Here is a 20,248-nt window from a genome sequence, read left to right as displayed (position 1 = left end):
GCGTCGTACCAGTCGCCGCCGCCGCGCGGCCCTGTGCGGTGCCGCGCGGCGAGTTGCACCCCGGCGACCCGGGGCAGGCGCGGCGGCAGCAGCTCGTCGGCGACGGTGCGTGACCACGCGCGCGTGCGCTCCAGTTCCAGGAGGCGGGCCAGGTGCTCGGTGGCGTAGCGCGCGTACAGGCCGATGAGGTGGCGCTGGCGCTCGACGGGCTCGGCCGGCTCGTCGTAGAGCCAGACCGCGGCGCCGAGCCGGCCGGCCGCCTCGGTGGCGAGCGGCATCGCGTAACTCGCGGCGTAGCCCAGGCGCGCGGCGACCTCGCGGTGGCGCGGGTCGAGTGCGTCCTCGGCGAGCAGATCGGCGCGCGCCTCGGGTTCGGCGGACAGCCCGTCGAGGATCCGTCCGTACGAGGTCGCGCCGCGCGGCACCGTCTCGATGTGCCCGAGGTCGGGCCGGGACAGGCCGAGGCCGATGGTGGTGTCGGGGCCGCGCCCGTCTCCCGGTTCCAGGACGACAAGTCCGCGCCGGGCGCCCACCAGGGTGGCTCCGGCGCGCAGCAGCTCGTGCAGTGCGTCCTCGAGTGCGGCCGTGCGGGCCAGGCGTTCCGTGAGTTCGTGCAGCGTCGTGAGATCGGAGACCCAGCCCGCGAGCCGGTCCTGGATCACGGCTCCGGGTGCCACAGCGGAGGAAGTGACCTGCGACACGGGGGAAGCGGGCGCGACGCTGGGGGCTGGAGGGGGAACCTGTCCAGGAGGGGAATCGATTCCGGCCACTTTCGGCAGGCGTGGGGTTGTCATGGCTTCCGGCTTCCCGGCCGGTGCATATTGCTCATTAGCATCGCAAACCCCCATGTCATTCTGCGCCGCTAGCAATGCCTCCACATGTACACGGACTCGTTGGGGGATGTCCAGCATTGTCCCATCGGGATTCCCGGTGTCTGCCGTGGTCAAGCGGTATCCGCGGCAAAACGATCTCGGTTCTCATATGTGATCCCGTCCCGATACGGAGCTGATCCCGAGCCGATCCCGATCGTTCGAAGATGGCCAAAAACCGCCTGGGGGAAGCGCTTATTGCGGTCGACTGGCATTGTTCAGCTGTGGTCGACAGAGCGTCATAGCGGCCGCGATGGGTACGTAGTCGGTGAAGACCAGGGGTAGTTGGGATCCGCCCGGAACCTGGTGACGGAACCGGGCGTCATAACCATCGGCGACCGTGTCCCATCCTCCCGTGGCGGAGGCGGCGAGAAATACGCGGGACGGCAAACGCCAGGCGCCGCCACCCCACGCCAGGCTTTTCAAGCACACAGCAGGCGCTCGGACTATAGGGGGTTCCCCCTGCCTCAGGCCGGCGGTTCAGGCTGGGGTGCGGCGCTTCAACATGTACGCGCAGTGACTGATCGACACATGGTGTGATGTGGCCCATAGCGTTCTCTTCGGTCTACGGAAAGGAACGAGCGCTCATGCGCGAGATCCTCGGAAGGCGACGCAGGCTCCTGTCCAGGCGTGACAACGGGAAGTCTGACCTGATCAGCGCGGCCCTCACGTTCGCGACAGCGTGGCAGTGGCCGGTCCTGCCGGGCATAGGGCTCGAAGCGGGAGGCCGTCGTGACGGCGTCCGCTGCGCCTGCCCCGACCCGGAGTGCACGGTGCCGGGCGCGCACCCCTTCGACCCGGGGCTGCTCGCCGCGACGACCGATGAGCGCATGGTCCGCTGGTGGTGGACCAACCGCCCCGACGCGCCGATCGTGCTCGCTACTGGTGCCGCGTCCGGGGCCTCCGGGGGGCGTGCACCTTGTGCCGTGAGCCTCCCGGTCGTCGCGGGCGCCCGCGCGCTCGCCGCGCTCGACCGCAGGGATGTCCGGCTCGGCCCGGTGATCGCGACGTCGGAGCGGATCGCGATCCTCGTGGCGCCGTACTCGCTGGAGCAGCTCGGTGAACTCCTGTACGCGCAGGACTTCGTACCCGGGTCGCTGAGGTTCCACGGGGAGGGCGGATACATCGCCCTGCCGCCGTCGATCCCGGGCGCGGGGCAGGTGTGTTGGGAGCGCGCGCCGCTGCCCGGCTCGGCGGCCCCGTGGGCGCCGGATGTCGAGGCCGTCGTCGGCACGTTGGTCGACGCCCTCACCCGTACGGGTGTGAGCGCGCCCGAGTTGTAGCGGAATCCGGCGCGCGGCGGGCCGGTGGGTGGGCTGTGCGCCGATATCTTCGGCGCATGCCTGCCGCGCCGCGCCTCCCCCAGCTCCCGGACGAGATCGAGCGGGAGCGGCCGCGCGCGCGACTGCGGCTGTTCGGTCTGCTCGCCGTGGTGGTTCTCACAGCGGCGCTTCCGCTGGCGGGCGCGTCCGCGGGTCCCGTGGACGACGGGCCCACGCGGCAGACGGCCGCCGAGACCAACGCCACCGAGGCGGACGGGTCCGACGACTCCGCCACGTCGAACGGCACGTCGAACGCCAAGGCGAATGACAGGGCGAACGACAACGGGGACGAGAACGGGGACGCCAAACCGGCTGAGCGGGAGACCGGCAAGCCCTCCCTGCTGACCGGTCTCGGCCTGACCACCGAGGCCCACTGCGGTCCCCAACTGTCCGCCCCGGACGGCATCGAGGCGCAGACCTGCGTGCTCGTCCAGGGGCGCGAGACCTGGGCGCGTACCTATTACCGCAACGCGACGGGCTCGGGTCTGGCCGCCGTGCTGACCCTGATGGCACCCGGCGGACGCACGGTGCAGTTGCACTGTGCCGTGGGTGCGGAGGACGAGCCGGGGATGTGCGAGACACCGCGGGGGCGTACGAGCGGAGAGCCCGACGAGTACACGGCGGTGGCGGAGTACGCGAGGGGCGGGGAAGGCCCGCTGCTGCTGCGTTCCGGAAGCAACTCGGCGCCGTCGCACGGGGGTTGAGACCCGGCGGGCGCGGAGCGCACATGGAAGCGCCCGGTTGCTGGCGACGGGGGATGCACCAGCAACCGGGCTACTTGAACGGTAACAAGAGATCGCCGGTTAGCAAATTCGATCTCTTCTATTCGGACATGGATTTACCTGCAACTACCGGGAGTTGTGACCCGGCTCACCTTGCGGTTCGGCCAGGTGGGCCCGTCCCGGTGAGCTGACTGGTCGGTCAGCCCACCCGAAGCTGTGCGTCAGCTGAGCGTCACCTGTCGGTTGGTGAGTCCCCCGCGCGCCCGTCGCTCGTCCGGGGTCAGCGGTGCCTCCGAGGCCAGCGCGCCTGCCAGCCGCTCGGCGAACTCGGCGGCCGGCTTCTCGACGTCCTCCGCCTGCATCGAGCTGGGCAGGTCCCAGACGGGAACGGTCAGGCCGTGCGCCCTGAAGGAGCCCACCAGGCGGGTGTCCTCGCCGAGCGACGACGTGCCCGCCGCGTGCAGCCGCGCCAGCGCGTCGAGCAGCTTCTCCTCCGCGTGCGGCATGACCCACCGGAGGTGGTTCTTCTCCGGCGTCTCGCACCAGTAGGCGCTGTCCACGCCGGTGAGCTTCACCGTGGGGATCGCCGCGGCGTTGGCCCGCTCCAGGGAGGCGGCGACCTCGCCCGACGCGTTCTCCGAGTCCGGGACCCAGAATTCGAAGCCCGTGTGGACGATGGGCTCGAAAGTGCCCTCTGAGGCGAGCACGTCCTGAAGGCGCGGCCCGTCGGCCGGTGCGCGGCGGGTCTGCACCGGGTTGCCCGGCTCCGCGGTCAGCGCGCGCAGCAGCGTGTCGGCCAGGTCGCGGCTGATGTCCCCGGAAGGCGTGTCGTTCTGCAGGCCGAGCAGGACCGAGCCGTCGTCGCGGCGCAGCGCCGGCCAGGCCATGGGCAGGACGGTCGCGAGGGTCACCGAAGGGACGCCTTCGGGGAGACCGTCCTTCAAGGTCAGCTCGGTCGTCGCGGCGGGCACCAGCTCGCGCAGCGCGACCCAGTCGCCCTCGCCCGGCAGGCCCTCGAAGGGGCGCTGCACCAGCTCGGTCACGGCGTGCGCGGCCGCCCGGCCGTGGCAGGCCTTGTAGCGGCGGCCGCTGCCACAGGGGCAGGGCTCGCGGGCACCGACGACCGGGTAGTTCCCCTCAGCGCCTGCGGCGCGGGCGCCATCGGTGACGTGCGGCTTGCCCTTGGTCTGCGGGCGCTTCTTGGCCATCTTGGGTGTCTCCCGGATACGGCTCTCGTACGTACGGCATGAGCCTAGCCGCTCGTACTGACAAGAGGGGGACGCCCAACTGGCCGCGCCCGACCGGCTTTCAGCCCAGGTCGTCGAAAGCGTCCGGGAAGCCCAGGTCGGCCAGGTCCGCGACGGGCGGCGCGGCCACCCGCGAGGCGAATTCGTCCCGGCGCGCAGCCATCGCCTCCGCGTGGACGTCCTTGTGGACGGTCACCCAGACGGTGACCTCGCCGCGCATGCCGTCCCGTACGCCCCAGTCGTCGGCGAGCGCCGTGATGATGTTGAGCCCGCGGCCGCCGTGCGCCGTGATCGAGGGTGTGGCCGGAATCGGGCGGGTGGGCCCGCCGCCGTCCGTCACCTCGACCGCGAGGCAGCCACGGTCGTCGACCCGCCAGGCGGCGCGTACGTCACCGTCGCCGGCCAGATCGTCGCCGAGCGGCCGGCCGTGCCGGCACGCATTGCTGAGCAGTTCCGAAAGGATGAGAACCGCATCGTCGATGACCGTTTCCGGTACGCCACTGATGCGCAGCTGTTCGCGCATACGGCGTCTTGCCGTGCCCACGCCCGCAGGGCCATGGGGTACGGCCATGCTCGACGACGCGGGCACCTCCTGTGCCACCACCAACGCCACCCCCGAGACCTCCTTTGCCCCACGCCACGGTGTGAATGCCCCAATGGACTGGACCGGAAACCGGCCATCCCGCTTCCGGTGACGCACTCGTGACGATCGAATACGGTCCGAACGCGCCGGGGCACACCCTGTGACGGCATTGGGGAAAGGTGGCCGGATTCAGCCCCTGTCGCGGTTCGCGCCGTCCTCCCTGCTTCAGGAGCTCTCAGGTCCTGCCGAGTCGGCGCAGCACCGCCGCCGGGCGATTGGTGATGATCGCGTCGACGCCCAGGCTCGCGCAGAGGTCGACGTCCTCGGGCTCGTCCACCGTCCAGACATGGATCTGGTGACCCGCGCGCGCGAGTTTCGCGACGTACGCGGGGTGATTGCGCACGATCCGGATGCTGGGGGCCGCGATGTGCACGCCCTTGGGGAGGCGCCCTTCGCGGTGGCGTGGCGAGACGAACTGCAGCAGGTACACCGTCGGCAGCGTCGGTGAGGCCTCCTGGACACGCGACAGGGAGCGCGCGGAAAAGCTCATCACGCGTACGCGCGAGGGCTCGTCGGGCGCCGGGGCGTCCAGGCCGAACCGCTTGAGCAGGAGCAGCAGCCGCTCCTCCACCTGTCCCGCCCACCGCGTGGGGTGCTTGGTCTCGATCGCCAGCTCCACCCGGCGTCCCGCGTCGGTGACGAGCTCCAGCAGGCGCTCCAGTGTCAGGACGGAGGTGTCGGCCGCGCTGCCCGTCCATTCGGGGCGCTCGTCGAGGCCCTTCCAGGAGCCGAAGTCGAGGGCGGTGAGCTCCGAGAGGTCCAGCGTGGAGACGGCTCCACGGCCGTTCGACGTACGGTTGATGCGACGGTCGTGCACGCATACGAGATGCCCGTCGGCCGTCAGCCGCACATCGCATTCGAGGGCGTCCGCACCGTCCTCGATCGCCTTCTTGTAGGCGGCCAATGTGTGCTCGGGGGCGTCCTGAGAGGCACCGCGGTGGGCGACGACCTGAATGCGCTGCTGTTGTGCGAGGGTCACCGCGTCATGGTGCCACCGCGCGGCGGGCGACCAGGAAAAGTTCGGCCCAGCGGATGCGTCCGTTTTGCCGGACGTAAAGGATGGCAGGGGATGCACAGGATCGTCTTACGGTGGCCTGACGTCCCGTGGGAAAGGCTGACGACGTACAACAGCACAAGTGGACCGTGACAGGACCATGCCGGGACGGTGGCGCGCGCGACAGTCGCCGTCCCTGAGCATCCAGACAGGACGGATCGGCGACGACAGCCGTGGATCGAGGAGAGAAAGCTGTGAGCACCGAGAACGAGGGCACTGAGGTTCCCCCGGCCCCGTCCGCACCTCCCGTGCCGGTGGACGCTCCCGCTGCTCCCGCGCCGGCTCCCCAGGGGGCCGGACCTGACCCGGTGAGCCAGGAGCCGAGGACCGCTGACCACGGGGCGCCCGGAGCCCCCGCCGCGTTCGCGGCATCCTCCGGGGGCGCCGCGCCTGGTGCGACAGGACCGGCCCACGGCGGCGACTGGCCGCCCCCGCCGCCCGCCATGCCGGCCTACGGGTCGGGCGGTGGCGGCGGAGGCTGGGGCGCCTCGTACGAGCCGCCGCAGCCCAAGCCGGGCGGCCGGCGCGGTGGCCTGGTCGCCGGGATCATCGCGGCGGCACTGGTCGCGGGCGCGGTCGGCGGCGGCGTGGGCTACTGGGCGGCCGAGCGGGGCGACGGGTCGGACACCGGCTCGACCACCGTCTCCGCCTCCAACCCGGCCGACCTCAAGCGCGACAAGGGCACCGTCGCGGGCGTGGCCGCCAAGGCGCTGCCCAGCACGGTCACCATCGAGGCCGAGGGCAACAACGGCGAGGGCGGCACCGGCACGGGCTTCGTGTACGACAAGCAGGGCCACATCCTCACCAACAACCACGTGGTGGCGGAGGCCGCGGACGGCGGCAAGCTGTCGGCCACGTTCTCGAACGGCAAGAAGTACGACGCCGAGGTGATCGGCCACGCGCAGGGCTACGACGTCGCGGTCATCAAGCTCAAGAATGCGCCGGACGACCTGAAGCCGCTCACCCTCGGCAACTCCGACAAGGTCGCGGTCGGCGACTCGGCCATCGCGATCGGCGCGCCCTTCGGCCTGTCGAACACGGTGACCACGGGCATCGTCTCCGCCAAGGACCGCCCGGTGGCCTCCAGCGACGGCACAGGCAGCAGCAAGGCCTCGTACATGAGCGCCCTGCAGACCGACGCGTCGATCAACCCGGGCAACTCCGGCGGCCCGCTGCTCGACGGCAACGGGAACGTGATCGGCATCAACTCCGCCATCCAGTCCGCCTCCAGCGGCGGCATGGGCGGCGGTTCGGGCCAGTCAGGCTCGATCGGTCTCGGCTTCGCCATTCCGATCAACCAGGCCAACATGGTCGCCCAGCAGCTCATCAAGACCGGGCAGCCGGTCTACCCGGTGATCGGTGCTTCCGTCTCCCTGGAGGAGGGCACCGGCGGCGCGAAGATCACCCAGCAGGGCGCGGGCGGCTCCGCGGCCGTCACGCCGAACGGTCCGGCGGCCAAGGCGGGCCTCAAGCCCGGCGACGTCATCACCAAGCTCGACGACCAGCCCATCGACTCGGGACCGACCCTGATCGGCCAGATCTGGACGCACAAGCCGGGCGACTCCGTGAAGCTCACCTACACGCGCGACGGCAAGGAGCACACGGCCGACGTGACCCTGGGCGAGCGCAAGGGCGACAGCTGACCGACCCTGCGGCCGGACCCGCTACCCTGGTTCCGCGCCTCGACGGTCCCAAGGACCGCTGCGGCGCGGGGTGGGTTGCCCGAGCGGCCTAAGGGAACGGTCTTGAAAACCGTCGAGGCGAGAGCCTCCGTGGGTTCAAATCCCACACCCACCGCGCAGGTTGAAGGCCCCTGACCAGGAACATCGGTCGGGGGCCTTCGTCGTGCGTGTTGCCTTCTAGTGGCCGCAATTCCCCGTGAGTTACCGGTCTATCGGGCACGGGAGGGGCACGCGGTCTCGCCGACCCTGCGCCTGACTTCCGCGCAGATGCCCAGCACCACAGATACGAGTAACAGGACAAAGCCCAGCACGTCGCAGATCACGCACACCGCGAAGGGTGCCGAAAGCAACCGCGGCAGTCCACGTGAGATCGCTAGAAGCCCGAGCCCTGTCAGTAGCCAGATGCCGAAGGCTCGGCGTTGAGTTCGGCGCTCCATGTGCCCCCCCTGGCGCGCGCATCAAGTTGTCGGCGTGGACTTTGACGTCCGGCCTCATCCTTATCAGGTCGATCGAGGCACTCTCTCGGCCTCAACGAACGTCCCCTGCACCCCGGTTCGCCTGCCGCTGAGGTTCGGCGTTGATCGGCGTCGTTCGTGCCTGTTGGTGTCAGCCGCTGGTGTCAGGAATCCGGGCGCCCTTGACAAGCTGCCTCACTACGGGCTGCCGTCTCCTACTGCTTCCGTGCACCGAATCGTCGGTATGCGATCACGCCCAGACCGACGACAACGGCCACCGTGACGAGCATGGAAATGATCTCGCCCAGTCCCAGCACTGCGAACATGCGTCCCCCTTGATGTCCGGCTTCGGGGTCAGCGAACGTGCTGCCCCGTTGCGCCGTGGGATGACCGTGACAGATCATCCGAATTCGCGGTACTCGCAACGGAAAGCCTTGAGCAACTTCTGAGGCTAGGTTCTCGTCCGACCTGGACGCCATGGACCACGTCTGCTCGGCTTTGCCTGGGTCGACGGTGGACGGGATGGGAGCTCCTCGCAACCACCCACGAGTCCGCACCCGGCAGTGCTACCCCCTGCCCCCGGTGCCGGCCGATCCCCCGCCGGAGGCATGGCCTTTGCCCGTGGCCCGCATAAGAGCGTCGCGGTGCTCGACTCATCGCCTCGGCCTATCCACGCGTGGGCGGGCGTCGGCGCAGCGCCCGTAGCGCGGGCCGAAGGCATGAGCGCGAAGGGCAGCGGAGCCGGGAGCCCGCCCGGCGGAGCGGAGCGCAGCCGGGCTTGAAAACCGTCGAGGCGAGAGCCTCCGTGGGTTCAAATCCCACACCCACCGCGCAGTTGAGCGAGCCCCCGACCCGGGACCAGGGTCGGGGGCTCGTTCGTGTTCGGGAGGGCCCGGGTCTGTCTTGAAAGCCCCGGCAAAGCCCCGTCGCCGTCCTAGGGACCCGCCGTGAGGCGCGCCGCCGAGGCGATCGTGGAGCGGGCCTCGCGCTCCGTCAGACCGGCGTGCACCGCCGCGTCCGTCAGGGCGTCCGCGAGGGTGTCGCCGACGCCGTTCTCGTACGCCCGGCAGGCCGCCCAGAAGAGGCGCGTGTTGCGCTGGCCCTCATGGGCGCTGAGAACGAACTGGACGAGGCCCAGACCGTGTTGACCGGGGCGGCCCGTCATGGGGTGGTGCGCGCGCGGCGGGGGCGTGAGCAGGCGTAGAAGCGCCGGTGGGCAGGGCGCGGGCGGCAGGTGTCCGGTGCCCGGAACCGTGCTGTAGACGCCGTGCTCGGTGCGGGAGCCGGGCCCCACGAGGTAGCCGCCGGCGCCCCGGATGTCGATGCCGGGGGCGAGGCGGCCCGCCGAATTGGGCACCACGGCGTCCGGCGGCCCGGAGAGCCACAGGTGCCGGCCGCCGCTCGGTGTGGCCACGACCACCGTGTCGGGGATCGTGAACAGATGCCGTAAGGCCAGCTCACGCAGGGAAGCGGAGGCATCCGTACCGGACTTGGTGTCCAGGTCGACGCCGATGAGGTGGTGCGGGGCCAGGCCGCACGCGATGCCGTAGCCGGTCGCCCTGGGGGCGGCCGCGAAGAGCGCGCGGATGCGGCGCGGATCGGTCGAGGCGTCGTACACGCCATGGCCCGGAAGGCCGCACTCACCGTGGCAGCGCGGGGCCGAGGGCGGGTCGCCGCGGTGCGGCGAGGGCAGCGCCGGGAGTTTGGTCCTGGCCAGGGGGATGACGGCGAGCCCGCGCTCGGCGGCGGACAGGGCGTGCGCGAGGGCCAGGGTCGCGAGAGACGGGTGCGGTGGGCAGTGGGGCGGGTGCCGGTCCATGGTGGCCATGCCCTCATTTTCGTACGCATGTTCGAAGAAGGGAAGTGGGGCCGGTCATCCGAGGGAAGCATTTACCAAAAATGTGCTGAAACGCTTCGTCGGTTGGGCCGCTTGGGCCGGACTGCTCCCGAGGTGGCCCGCTCAGTCCTGAGCTGGGGTTTTCCGGGCGTGAAGAGGGTTTATCGACATGTCCTCACGCTTGCGAGCGAATCGCGGCTTCCGGGGTGGTTCGCCGGGGATTCGGTGGGCAATTCTGATCTCGCGACGTCGTGAACATCGCCGAGGCGGTCGGCCAACTGCCTCGGTACATCCCGTACTTAACGGGTGGCCGGACCCCGTCCGAGCGCCCGGAGCGTACTTCCTGTCCTGGAGGAATAGACATGGCTTCCATCCGTACCGCCCGCGCCATCGCCGCCGTCGCCGCCCTGCCCCTCGCCGCAGCCCTCTTCTCCGGAGTGGCCATGGCCGACAACGGCTCCTTCGCGGACAACGGATCGAACGCGGGGGTGGCGACGGTCAGCGGCAGTGGTGTCGGTGACGACAACTTCGGCAACTCGTCGACCACGCAGCAGCAGGCCGTCGGCAACGGCGCCTCCAACCAGAACAACGAGGCTCAGGTGAACGGCTCCGGCTTCACGGCGATCGACCAGTCGAACGTCAACGTGAACTTCACCGAACTCTGGTAGTCCGCCGGCTCCTGCGTGGCGGGGGTCTTCCGTGGGGTGCGTGACAGTCTGCGCGGCGGTGCTTCGGCGCCGCCGCGCAGGCGTTTTCGCGACTACGCGCGCGTGCTGGTTTCGCGACTACGCGCGCGTGCCGGTGAGGTGTACGCGGGCGTGCCGATGACGTGGTCGATCTCTTGACACCCGTCGGTATCTGACGGACAGTCAGAAACCCTTGTCGGTACGAGGCCAGTCCTGGAGGGCAGCCGCCGTGCACCTCGCCCCCACCGAGCGTCAGCGTGAGCTGCGCGCTCAACTGCGTGAGAGATTCCGTACGTTGATGCCAGGCGGGCCACCCGCGGCCGACGATCCGAACGGTCAGCGCCGGCTGCTGCGCCGCATCGGCGCCGAGGGTCTCCTGGGCCTCGGCTGGCCCGTCGAGTACGGCGGGCAGGGGCGCGGCGCGGACGAGCAGTTCGTCTTCTTCGACGAGGCGTACCGGGCCGGCGCGCCGGTCTCCATGGTCACGCTCAACACGGTCGGCCCGACGCTCATGAAGTACGGCACCGAGGAGCAGAAGTCCTACTTCCTGCCCCGGATCCTCAAGGGCGACCTGGTCTTCGCGATCGGCTACAGCGAGCCGTCGGCGGGCACGGACCTCGCGTCCCTGCGCACGCGCGCGGTGCGCGACGAAGCGAGCGGCGACTGGGTGATCGACGGGCAGAAGGTGTTCACGTCGAACGCGCAGAACGCCGACTGGATCTGGCTCGCCTGCCGGACCGACCCCGAGGCGCCCAAGCACAAGGGCATCTCGATCATCCTCGTGCCGACGGACGCGCCCGGTTTCTCGTGGACCCCGATCGACACCGTCGGCGGCCTGACCACGACGGCCACGTACTACGACGGGATCCGGGTCCCCGGCTCGAATCTCGTCGGCGAGGAGAACGCGGGTTGGGGGCTGATCACCAACCAGCTCAATCACGAGCGGGTCGCCCTCGCCGCGATCGGGATGCAGGCAGAGGACTTCTACGAGCGGGTGGCCGACGCCGCCCGTACCCCTGATCCGGTGACCGGCGAACGCCGCGTTGACGCGCCTTGGGTCCGATCTCAACTCGCCGAAGCGCACGCCCGGCTGTCGGCAACGCGCCTGCTCAGCTGGCGTTTGGTGGGGGATGTGGGGGCGGGTCGACTGGCCCCCGGGGACGCCAGCGGCGTGAAGTTCGCGGGAACGGAATCCGCGGTCGAGACGTATCGAATATGTCAGCAGATCGCGGGCGACGCCGGGTGGGTGCGGGCCGGTTCGCCCGGCGTGTTCGGTGATACGGGGGGCGGCGAAGCAGGCGTGGGGGACGGCGAGTTGGAGCGGATGAACCGCGCGGCACAGATCAACACCTTTGGTGGCGGGGTGAGCGAGGTGCAGCGCGAGATCGTGGCGACGATGCGGCTCGGGATGCGGAGGGGCAAGCGGTGAGCGCGGGTGTTGCGGGGCAGGAGTTCATGGGGCACGAGCCCTTGGCGTACGAGAAGTTGAGGACGTTCGAGGGGCGGGTCGCGGCCACCGAGGCCGAGGGCCTGGACCCGGTGAACGCGCCGATGATCCGGCACTGGTGCGAGGCCATGGGCGATACGAACCCCGCCTACGAGGGGCCGGACGCGATCGCGCCGCCGACCATGCTGCAGGCCTGGACGATGGCCGGCCTGACCAGCTACGAGGGTCGATCGCCCGCACATGACGAGCTGTTCGCGCTGCTCGACGGCGCGGGGTACACCTCGGTCGTCGCCACCGACTGCGAGCAGGAGTATCTGCGGCCGCTGCGGCCCGGTGACGCGATCACGTACGACTCGGTGATCGAGTCGGTCTCGCCGCTGAAGACGACGAAGCTGGGCACGGGGCACTTCATCACGACGCGGATGAACGTCCGGGCGGGCGGGGAGATCGCCGGGACGCACCGGTTCCGCATCCTGAAGTACACGCCGGCCAAGCGGAGTTCGAGCAACGGGGCGGCGAAGAAGGACAAGCGACAGCGACCGAGGCCCGTCGTCAACCGGGACAACGCCGGCTTCTGGGAGGGCGTCGCGGACCACCGGCTGCTCATCCAACGCTGCCGCGCGTGCGGGACGCTGCGCTTTCCCTGGCTGCCGGGGTGCAACACGTGCGGTGGGCAGGAGTGGGACACCGTCGAGGCGAGCGGCGAGGGCACCGTCTACAGCTACGTGGTCATGCACCACCCGCCCTTCCCCGCCTTCGACCCCCCGTACGCGGTGGGGCTCATCGAGCTGGCCGAGGGCGTGCGCATGGTGAGCAACGTCGTGGGGGTGCCGAGCGACAAGGTGCGGATCGGGATGCCCGTACGGCTCGAATTCCTCAGGGCGGACGACGAGTTGGAGCTGCCCGTATTCCGTGTGGTCGACGATGCCGAGGGTGGTGAGGTCTGACATGGACTTCACCCCTACCCCGGAGCAGGAGGCGGCGCGGGACCTCGCCGCGCGGATCTTCGGCGATCTGTCCACGCCGGAGCGGCTCGCGGGCCTCGGCGGCGGCACGGACGGCGAGCTCTGGAAGGAGCTGGGCGCGGCGGGCCTCGCGGGCGCGGTGGAGGAGACCGGGCTGCTCGGGCTCGTCCTGATGCTGGAGGAGCAGGGCAGGACGACGGCACAGGTGCCGTTCGCCGCGAGCTGTGTGTACGGCCTCCTGGCAGTGGCGGCGCACGGTACGGACGAGCAGCGGGAGCGGCTGCTGCCGGGGCTTCGGGACGGTTCGGCCGTGGCGGCGGGGGCGTTTCCCGCGCGCGGTGGGATCGTGGTGGACGCCGTGGCGGACGGGCGGGCGCGGCTGAGCGGGGCCGTGCCGTGGGTGCCGTGGCTGCGGGACGCGACGCATGTACTGGTGGCGGTGCGGGGTGAAACCGAAAACACTGTCCACAGCCTGTGGACAGTGCGGGCGGAGGATGCCGGGTGCGAGCCGGTCGAGCTGACCGCGCCCTGGTCCGCGGGGCGACTCGTGCTCGACGGCGTCGAGGCCGAGCGGCTCGGTGGACCCGAGGCCTACGGAGACGTGCTCGCGGCCGCGCGGACTGCTTTTGCCGGGCTGCAGGCCGGTGTCTGCGCGGGATCGCTTTCCCGGGCCGTGGAGTACACGAACGAACGGGAGCAGTTCGGCAAGCCGCTCGCCGCCAAGCAGGGCGTCCAACTGCGCGCCGCGGAGGCGTACATGGACATCGAGGCGATCCGGGTCACCGCGTACGAGGCGGCCTGGCGGCGCGATGCCGGGCTCGACCACGAGAGCCATGCGCTGACCGCGGCCTGGTGGGCCTCGGAGGCCGGCAAGCGGGTCGTGCACACGGGCCAGCACCTGCACGGCGGCATGGGCGCCGACCTGGACCACCCGGTGCACCGGCACTTCCTGTGGGGCCGGCAGCTGGACGGGTATCTGGGGTGCGGCGCCGAACTCCTGGAGGAGCTGGGCGAAGTGATCGCGTCGGGAGCGGGCGCGGCCGACGGAGGGGAGGCCGCATGAAGGCCGACGAAGGCGGGACGAAGGCCGAAGGCGGGACGAAGGCCGAAGGCGGGACGAAGACCGAGGGCGGGATGAAGGCCGGGAGCGGGATGAAGGTCGGGGACGAGCTCGAGCCCTTGACGATCCCGATCACCCGGACGCTGATCGTCTCCGGGGCGATCGCGTCGCGTGACTACCAAGATGTGCACCACGACGCGGAGTTGGCGCACAAGAAGGGCTCCCCCGACATCTTCATGAACATCCTCACGACGAACGGCCTGGTGGGGCGCTACATCACCGACCACTTCGGTCCTGACGCCGTCCTTCGTAAGGTCGCGATACGTCTTGGGGCGCCCAACTATCCGGGCGACACCATGGTGTTGAGCGGCACGATCGCCGAGGTGGAGGGGGACACGGCGCAGGTGAAGGTCGTCGGCAGGAACGGCATCGGCAGCCACGTCACCGGCACGGTCACGGTCGTCGTCCCCGAGGGGAGCGCGGCATGAGCGTGCGCGGCAAGGACCGGCTCGGCGGGAAGGCCGCGATCGTCGGCATCGGTGCCACGGAGTTCTCCAAGGACTCGGGGCGCAGCGAGCTGAAGCTCGCGGTGGAGGCGGTGCACGCGGCGCTGGACGACGCGGGTCTGTCCCCGTCCGACGTCGACGGCCTGGTCACCTTCACCATGGACACCAACCCGGAGATCACCGTGGCGCAGGCCGCGGGCATGGGGGAGCTCTCCTTCTTCTCGCGGGTGCACTACGGAGGCGGCGCCGCCTGCGGCACCGTGCAGCAGGCGGCCCTCGCGGTGGCGAGCGGCGTGGCCGACGTGGTGGTCTGCTACCGGGCCTTCAACGAGCGCTCGGGCAGACGCTTCGGCTCGGGTGTGCAGCACAGGGAGCCGTCGGCGGAGGGCGCGGCGCTCGGCTGGAACCTGCCGTTCGGGCTGCTCACGCCGGCGTCCTGGGTGGCGATGGCGGCGCAGCGCTATCTGCACACGTACGGGCTGACCCCCGAGGCGTTCGGCCATGTCGCGGTCACCGACCGCAAGTACGCGGCGACGAACCCGGCGGCGTACTTCTACGAGAAGCCGATCACGCTCGCCGACCACGCGGAGTCGCGCTGGATCGTCGACCCGCTGCGGCTGCTCGACTGCTGCCAGGAGACGGACGGCGGGCAGGCGATCGTCGTCACCAGCGTGGAGCGGGCCCGCGATCTGCCGAACCCGCCCGCGGTGATCCGGGCGGCGGCGCAGGGTGCGGGCCGCGCGCAGGAGCAGATGACGAGCTTCTACCGGGACGAGCTGACGGGCCTGCCCGAGATGAACGTCGTGGCGCGGCAGTTGTGGCGCACGGCGGGCATCGGGCCCGACGACATCGACGTCGGCATCCTCTACGACCACTTCACGCCGTTCGTGCTCATGCAGCTGGAGGAGTTCGGCTTCTGCGCACCGGGCGAGGCGGCCGGATTCGTGGCGGAGGAGCGGCTGCCGCTCAACACCCATGGGGGACAGCTGGGCGAGGCGTATCTGCACGGGATGAACGGGATAGCGGAGGGCGTGCGGCAGGTACGCGGCACGGCTGTGAACCAGATACCCGGCGCGGCCACCACTCTGGTCACGGCGGGCACCGGGGTCCCCACATCGGGTCTGATCCTGGGTTCGGACGGCTGAACCGGGCGGGTGGCCCCGCACGCGTGTGGACCTGCATGCTTGCGAGGGGCCGGGCCCGTGCGCGCGAAGGGGAGTCAGGGCAGTCCCCCAGGGGACCTCACCCCCGACTCCACCTTCAGGAGGTGGGGCCAGCACCCCTCGTACAACCTGAGGCGGACGCCGCTTCGGGACCTCCGGCCGATCCCCGGCAGTAGGGGGCGCTCATAGCGTGGAGCCATGACCGCAACCCTGGCGCCTGTCTGCTCCAGCGCTTCCGAGGCCGCTCCGCGCACCCATGCGGGGACGCGCCCGGCACCCGCCGCGTGCTCGGCGTATCCGTCGTTCGCGTCGTACGTCCGTGCGCGCCAGCCGGTGCTGCTGCGTACCGCCCGGTCGTTGACGTCGAACCCGTGCGACGCCGAGGACCTGTTGCAGACCGCGCTCGCGAAGACGTACGTCGCGTGGGACCGGATCGAGGACCACCGGGCGCTCGACGGCTATGTGCGCAGGGCCCTGCTGAACACCCGGACCTCGCAGTGGCGCAAGCGCAAGGTCGACGAGTTCGTCTGCGACGAGCTGCCGGAGCACCGGGAGGCGCCGGCCGGGGACCCCGCCGAGCAGCAGGCGCTGCACGACGCGATGTGGCGCGCCATCACGAAACTGCCCGCGCGGCAGCGGGCAATGGTCGTCCTGCGCTACTACGAGGACCTGAGCGAGGCCCAGACGGCCCAGGTGCTCGGCGTCTCCATCGGCACGGTGAAGAGCGCGGTGTCGCGGGCGCTCGGCAAGCTCCGTGAGGACCCGGAACTGCGGCACACGGCGTGACCAGCGGTGAGTCCTGGGTGATTGGCTGATCGATCATCCCGGGAAGTAGTGACATACCACCCGGTATGCAGTGAGAATCAGCGAACCTTTACTGCTCCGTAGCGCCCACCGGGAGGACGCCGTGCTGAGCACGATGCAGGACGTACCGCTGACCGTGACCCGCATTCTGCAACACGGCGCGCGGGTGCACGGATCGTCCCAGATCACCACGTGGACCGGCGAGGCGGAGCCGCACCGCCGCAGCTTCCGTGAAGCCGCCGAGCGCGCGCACCGCCTCGCGAACGCGCTGCGCGACGAGCTCGGCGTGCGCGAGGACGACCGGGTCGCCACGCTGATGTGGAACAACGCGGAGCACGTCGAGGCGTACTTCGCCGTGCCGTGCATGGGCGCGGTCCTGCACACGCTAAACCTGCGGCTGCCCGCCGCGCAGTTGGCGTGGATCGTGAACCACGCGGCCGACAAGGTCGTCCTGGTCAACGGCTCGCTGCTTCCGATGATCGCCCCGCTGCTCCCGAAGCTGCCGACGGTCGAGCACATCGTGGTGTCCGGACCAGGCGACCGCTCCGTACTCGACGGTGCCCATGCCCAGGTGCACGAGTACGAGGAGCTGATCGCGGACCGGCCGACCACGTACGACTGGCCCGAGCTGGACGAACGCCGGGCCGCAGCCATGTGCTACACCTCCGGCACCACGGGCGACCCCAAGGGCGTCGTCTACTCGCACCGCTCCATCTACCTGCACTCCATGCAGGTCAACATGACGCAGTCGATGGGCCTCACGGACGCCGACACCTCGCTCGTCGTCGTCCCCCAGTTCCACGTCAACGCCTGGGGACTGCCGCACGCCACGTTCATGACCGGCGTGAACATGCTGATGCCGGACCGCTTCCTGCAGCCCGCGCCGCTCGCGGAGATGATCGAGTCCGAGCGCCCCACGCACGCCGCCGCCGTCCCCACCATCTGGCAGGGCCTGCTCGCCGAGCTCACCGCCAAGCCGCGCGACGTCTCCACGCTCACGCAGGTCACCATCGGCGGGGCCGCCTGTCCGCCCTCGCTGATGAAGGCGTTCGACGACCTGGGCATGCGGGTCTGTCACGCCTGGGGCATGACGGAGACCTCCCCGCTCGGCACCGTCGCCCGTCCCCCGGCCAGCGCCGAGCCGGGCAGCGAGGAGGAGTTCGCGTACCGGCTCACGCAGGGCCGCTTCCCGGCCGGCGTCGAGGGGCGGCTCACCGGCCCCGGCGGCGAGCAGCTGCCCTGGGACGGCGAGTCCGCGGGCGAACTGGAGGTACGCGGTCCCTGGATCGCGGGCGCGTACTACGCGGGTGCGGGCAACGAACCGCTGCGCCCCGAGGACAAGTTCAGCGAGGACGGCTGGCTGAAGACCGGCGACGTCGGCACCATCAGCCCCGACGGCTTCCTCACGCTCACCGACCGCGCCAAGGACGTCATCAAGTCCGGCGGCGAGTGGATCTCCAGCGTCGACCTGGAGAACGCGCTGATGTCCCACCCGGACGTCGCCGAGGCCGCGGTCGTCGCCGTTCCCGACGACAAGTGGGGCGAACGACCGCTCGCCACCGTGGTGTTGAAGGAGGGAGCGAGCGCCGACTTCGAGACGCTGCGCTCGTTCCTCGCCGAAAAGGTCGCCAAGTGGCAGCTGCCGGAGCGCTGGACGATCATCCCCGCGGTCCCGAAGACCAGCGTCGGCAAGTTCGACAAGAAGGTGCTCCGCAAGCAGTACGCGGAGGGGGACCTGGACGTCACCAGGCTGTGACGGTCTGTTTCACGTGAAACGGGGGCGGCCCGAAAGGGCCGCCCCCGTACGTGTGTTGAGACTCAGTCGCTGAGGCTCAGTTCGTGCCGATCTTCGCCAGTACGTCCACGATCCGGCCCTGCACCTCGGTGCTCGTCGACCGCTCCGCCAGGAACAGCACCGTCTCCCCCGCCGCGAGCCGCGGCAGGTCTGCCTGTTCCACGGCGGCCGTGTAGACGACCAGCGGAGTGCGGTTCAACTGCCCGTTCGCACGCAGCCAGTCGATGATTCCGGCCTGCCGACGACGTACCTGCAACAGATCCATGACCACGAGGTTCGGCCGCAGCTCGGACGCGATGGCCACCGCGTCCGCGTCGTTCGCGGCCCGCTCGACCTGCATCCCGCGCCGTTCCAGGGTCGCGGTCAGGGCGAGCGCGATCTCCTCGTGCTCCTCGATCAGCAGCACCCGCGGCGGGTGCTGCTCGCTGTCCCGAGGGGCGAGCGCCTTGAGCAGCACGGCGGGGTCGGCGCCGTACGCGGCGTCGCGCGTCGCCTGCCCGAGGCCCGCGGTCACCAGGACCGGCACCTCGGCCGCGACGGCCGCCTGACGCAGCGACTGCAGCGCGGTCCGCGTGATCGGCCCGGTCAGCGGGTCCACGAACAGCGCGGCGGGGAACGCCGCGATCTGCGCGTCGACCTCCTCACGGGAGTGCACGGTCACCGGTCGGTAGCCGCGGTCGCTCAGCGCTTGCTGCGTCGCCACGTCCGGCGCGGGCCAGACGAGGAGTCGGCGCGGGTTGTCGAGCGGCTCGGGCGGCAACTCGTCGTCCATCGGCATCGGCTGCGGCCGGTTCGCGACCTCCACGGCACCACCGGGACCGTCCAGCGGCTCCGGTCCCTCGACGCCGTCCTGATCGGGCGCGCCGATCGCGTACGAGCGGCCACCGCCCTCGGAGGCGTTCGACGACAGGAGCGGGGGCTGCGGGTGCGGCCGGGCCTGCGTGCCCTGCGGAGGCGTGCCCTGAGCGGTGCCCTGGGCAGGGGCGCTCTGCGTCGGGGTGTTCTGCGCCGGGGGCTGCGCGGTGCCGCCGGCGCCCGACTGCTCCTTGCGGGCGTCCTTGCGGCTTTCCTGACGGTTGGACAGCTTGCGGCGCCGCCCGGAACCGCCGAGCGTGCCGGAGCCGCCGAGCGTCCCCGAACCGCCCTGTGTCTGGCCCTGCGCGGGGCCCTGCGTGGAACTCTGCGCGGGGCTCTGCTGCGGTGCGGCGCTCGGCCGCGGCGGAGCCTGCGGCGGAAGCGGCTGGACCGGCGGCTGCGGACGACGCTGCTGTGAGTCGACCTGGCGCCCGAACGGCACGCCCTGCCCCAGCGTCCGCACGCTGAAGGCCCGCCCCTGCGTCGAGTTCGTGTCACCGGACGGGGCCTGGTCCTGAGCCTGGGCAGCCTGGGGCTTCGGTGCCTCGGCGGGCAGCGGCTGGGCCGCGGCGGGGGCCGGGGCGCTGTCGGCCGGGGCCGTCGGGGCGCTCTCCGGTTCGTCGGCCGGGGCGGTCTGCGGCTGGGGTTCCGGCTGGGGGGCCGGCTGCGTAGCTGCCTGGGGTGCTGCCTGGGGTGCTGCCTGGTTCGCGGCCGGGGCCGGGGCTTCGGCCGGGGCTTCGGCCTGGGCCTGGGCCGTCGTCACTTCCTCCGGCTTACCGACCGGCTGGTTCTCCGGGGGCAGCGCGGCGCCCGTGTCACCCGCCGTGGGCGTGCCCAGGGCGGGAGTGGGCTGCGCCGGGTGCGGCTGCGGCGGCGTGTGGTCCTCGGCCGGGTGCGCCTTGGCGACGTCGTGCTGCTGCGCCTCGTCCGGCAACGGAAGGGGCTGCGGTTGCGGCTGCGCGCCGCTTTCCTTCGGTGCGCCCTGCGCATCCTGCGGTACGTCACCGGGGACGGCCTGCACGGCGGCCTGCGCATTGGCCTGCACAGCGGGCCGCATCTCGGGCTGCGCCCCGGCCCGCGCTGCGGCCTGCGCCGCGGCCTCGGCCCGGGCTTCCGGAGTGCGGTCGGCCTCGGCG

15 protein-coding genes, 2 tRNA genes and 2 pseudogenes are annotated in these 20,248 nt (G+C 71.0%); 13 read left to right on the top strand and 6 right to left on the bottom strand.

Features of this window, described 5'->3' with window-relative positions; all coding sequences use genetic code 11:
• A pseudogene (locus tag OKJ99_RS02705) lies at nt 1–911 on the bottom strand (phosphatase); the annotation flags it as partial.
• Between the two features lie 545 nt (nt 912–1,456).
• Between OKJ99_RS02705 and OKJ99_RS02700 the strand changes: the two are divergent.
• Both OKJ99_RS02700 and OKJ99_RS02695 read left to right on the top strand, forming a co-directional pair.
• The gene (locus OKJ99_RS02700) at nt 1,457–2,152 is read left to right on the top strand and encodes a bifunctional DNA primase/polymerase (protein WP_326014053.1); all 696 of its coding nucleotides are present in this window, start codon (nt 1,457–1,459) and stop codon (nt 2,150–2,152) included.
• Nucleotides 2,153–2,208: 56 nt separating this feature from the next.
• Complete coding sequence (locus OKJ99_RS02695; RefSeq protein ID WP_326014051.1) at nt 2,209–2,895, top strand: hypothetical protein; 687 nt, start codon at nt 2,209–2,211, stop codon at nt 2,893–2,895.
• A gap of 239 nt (nt 2,896–3,134) precedes the next feature.
• Here OKJ99_RS02695 and OKJ99_RS02690 read toward each other — a convergent pair whose 3' ends face one another.
• From OKJ99_RS02690 to OKJ99_RS02680, 3 genes are all read right to left on the bottom strand, one after another.
• The gene (locus OKJ99_RS02690) at nt 3,135–4,121 is read right to left on the bottom strand and encodes a DUF5926 family protein (protein ID WP_326014049.1); all 987 of its coding nucleotides are present in this window, start codon (nt 4,119–4,121) and stop codon (nt 3,135–3,137) included.
• 100 nt (nt 4,122–4,221) lie between these two features.
• Complete coding sequence (locus OKJ99_RS02685; RefSeq protein ID WP_326014048.1) at nt 4,222–4,860, bottom strand: ATP-binding protein; 639 nt, start codon at nt 4,858–4,860, stop codon at nt 4,222–4,224.
• A 118-nt stretch (nt 4,861–4,978) separates the two neighbouring features.
• Nucleotides 4,979–5,782 carry a glycerophosphodiester phosphodiesterase gene (locus OKJ99_RS02680; protein WP_326014047.1) on the bottom strand — a complete coding sequence of 268 codons (804 nt, stop codon included), beginning with the start codon at nt 5,780–5,782 and terminating at the stop codon, nt 4,979–4,981.
• A gap of 269 nt (nt 5,783–6,051) precedes the next feature.
• On the opposite strand from OKJ99_RS02680, the gene OKJ99_RS02675 reads away from it, so the two are divergent.
• The 3 genes from OKJ99_RS02675 (at nt 6,052) to OKJ99_RS02665 (ending at nt 8,821) form a co-directional block, all read left to right on the top strand.
• The gene (locus OKJ99_RS02675) at nt 6,052–7,500 is read left to right on the top strand and encodes a S1C family serine protease (protein WP_326014046.1); all 1,449 of its coding nucleotides are present in this window, start codon (nt 6,052–6,054) and stop codon (nt 7,498–7,500) included.
• Nucleotides 7,501–7,569: 69 nt separating this feature from the next.
• A tRNA-Ser gene (locus OKJ99_RS02670) sits at nt 7,570–7,654 on the top strand.
• 1,095 nt (nt 7,655–8,749) lie between these two features.
• A tRNA-Ser gene (locus OKJ99_RS02665) sits at nt 8,750–8,821 on the top strand.
• Between the two features lie 107 nt (nt 8,822–8,928).
• On the opposite strand, the gene OKJ99_RS02660 is transcribed toward OKJ99_RS02665, so the two are convergent.
• Nucleotides 8,929–9,822, bottom strand: coding sequence for a bifunctional DNA primase/polymerase (locus OKJ99_RS02660; protein WP_326014045.1), 894 nt, complete (start codon nt 9,820–9,822; stop codon nt 8,929–8,931).
• Between the two features lie 371 nt (nt 9,823–10,193).
• Between OKJ99_RS02660 and OKJ99_RS02655 the strand changes: the two genes are divergently transcribed.
• From OKJ99_RS02655 to OKJ99_RS02620, 8 genes are all read left to right on the top strand, one after another.
• Entirely contained in the window at nt 10,194–10,499 is a 306-nt protein-coding gene (locus OKJ99_RS02655; RefSeq protein ID WP_326014043.1) for a hypothetical protein, read from the top strand.
• Between the two features lie 247 nt (nt 10,500–10,746).
• On the top strand, nt 10,747–11,946 hold the full coding sequence (locus OKJ99_RS02650; RefSeq protein WP_326014042.1) for an acyl-CoA dehydrogenase family protein: 1,200 nt from the start codon (nt 10,747–10,749) through the stop codon (nt 11,944–11,946).
• 26 nt (nt 11,947–11,972) lie between these two features.
• The gene (locus OKJ99_RS02645) at nt 11,973–12,911 is read left to right on the top strand and encodes a bifunctional MaoC family dehydratase N-terminal/OB-fold nucleic acid binding domain-containing protein (protein ID WP_326014055.1); all 939 of its coding nucleotides are present in this window, start codon (nt 11,973–11,975) and stop codon (nt 12,909–12,911) included.
• A gap of 1 nt (nt 12,912) precedes the next feature.
• Nucleotides 12,913–13,992, top strand: a complete 1,080-nt coding sequence (locus tag OKJ99_RS02640; RefSeq protein WP_326014041.1) for an acyl-CoA dehydrogenase family protein — start codon at nt 12,913–12,915, stop codon at nt 13,990–13,992.
• A gap of 89 nt (nt 13,993–14,081) precedes the next feature.
• On the top strand, nt 14,082–14,477 hold the full coding sequence (locus OKJ99_RS02635) for a MaoC family dehydratase (RefSeq protein WP_326014054.1): 396 nt from the start codon (nt 14,082–14,084) through the stop codon (nt 14,475–14,477).
• Nucleotides 14,474–15,640, top strand: a complete 1,167-nt coding sequence (locus OKJ99_RS02630) for a lipid-transfer protein (protein ID WP_326014040.1) — start codon at nt 14,474–14,476, stop codon at nt 15,638–15,640. The genes OKJ99_RS02635 and OKJ99_RS02630 overlap by 4 nt, the downstream gene beginning before the upstream one ends.
• 216 nt (nt 15,641–15,856) lie before the next feature.
• On the top strand, nt 15,857–16,444 hold the full coding sequence (locus OKJ99_RS02625; RefSeq protein ID WP_326014039.1) for a SigE family RNA polymerase sigma factor: 588 nt from the start codon (nt 15,857–15,859) through the stop codon (nt 16,442–16,444).
• A gap of 121 nt (nt 16,445–16,565) precedes the next feature.
• Nucleotides 16,566–18,218, top strand: coding sequence for a long-chain fatty acid--CoA ligase (locus OKJ99_RS02620; protein ID WP_326014038.1), 1,653 nt, complete (start codon nt 16,566–16,568; stop codon nt 18,216–18,218).
• A 76-nt stretch (nt 18,219–18,294) separates the two neighbouring features.
• Here the strand turns inward: OKJ99_RS02620 and OKJ99_RS02615 are convergent.
• Nucleotides 18,295–20,248, bottom strand: a pseudogene (locus tag OKJ99_RS02615) (response regulator); the annotation flags it as partial.

This window comes from Streptomyces endophyticus (assembly GCF_035798155.1).
In the GTDB taxonomy this organism is placed as follows: domain Bacteria; phylum Actinomycetota; class Actinomycetes; order Streptomycetales; family Streptomycetaceae; genus Streptomyces; species Streptomyces endophyticus.
The sequence above is the reverse complement of the archived record's forward strand: the minus strand, read 5'-3'. Positions and strand labels throughout refer to the sequence as shown.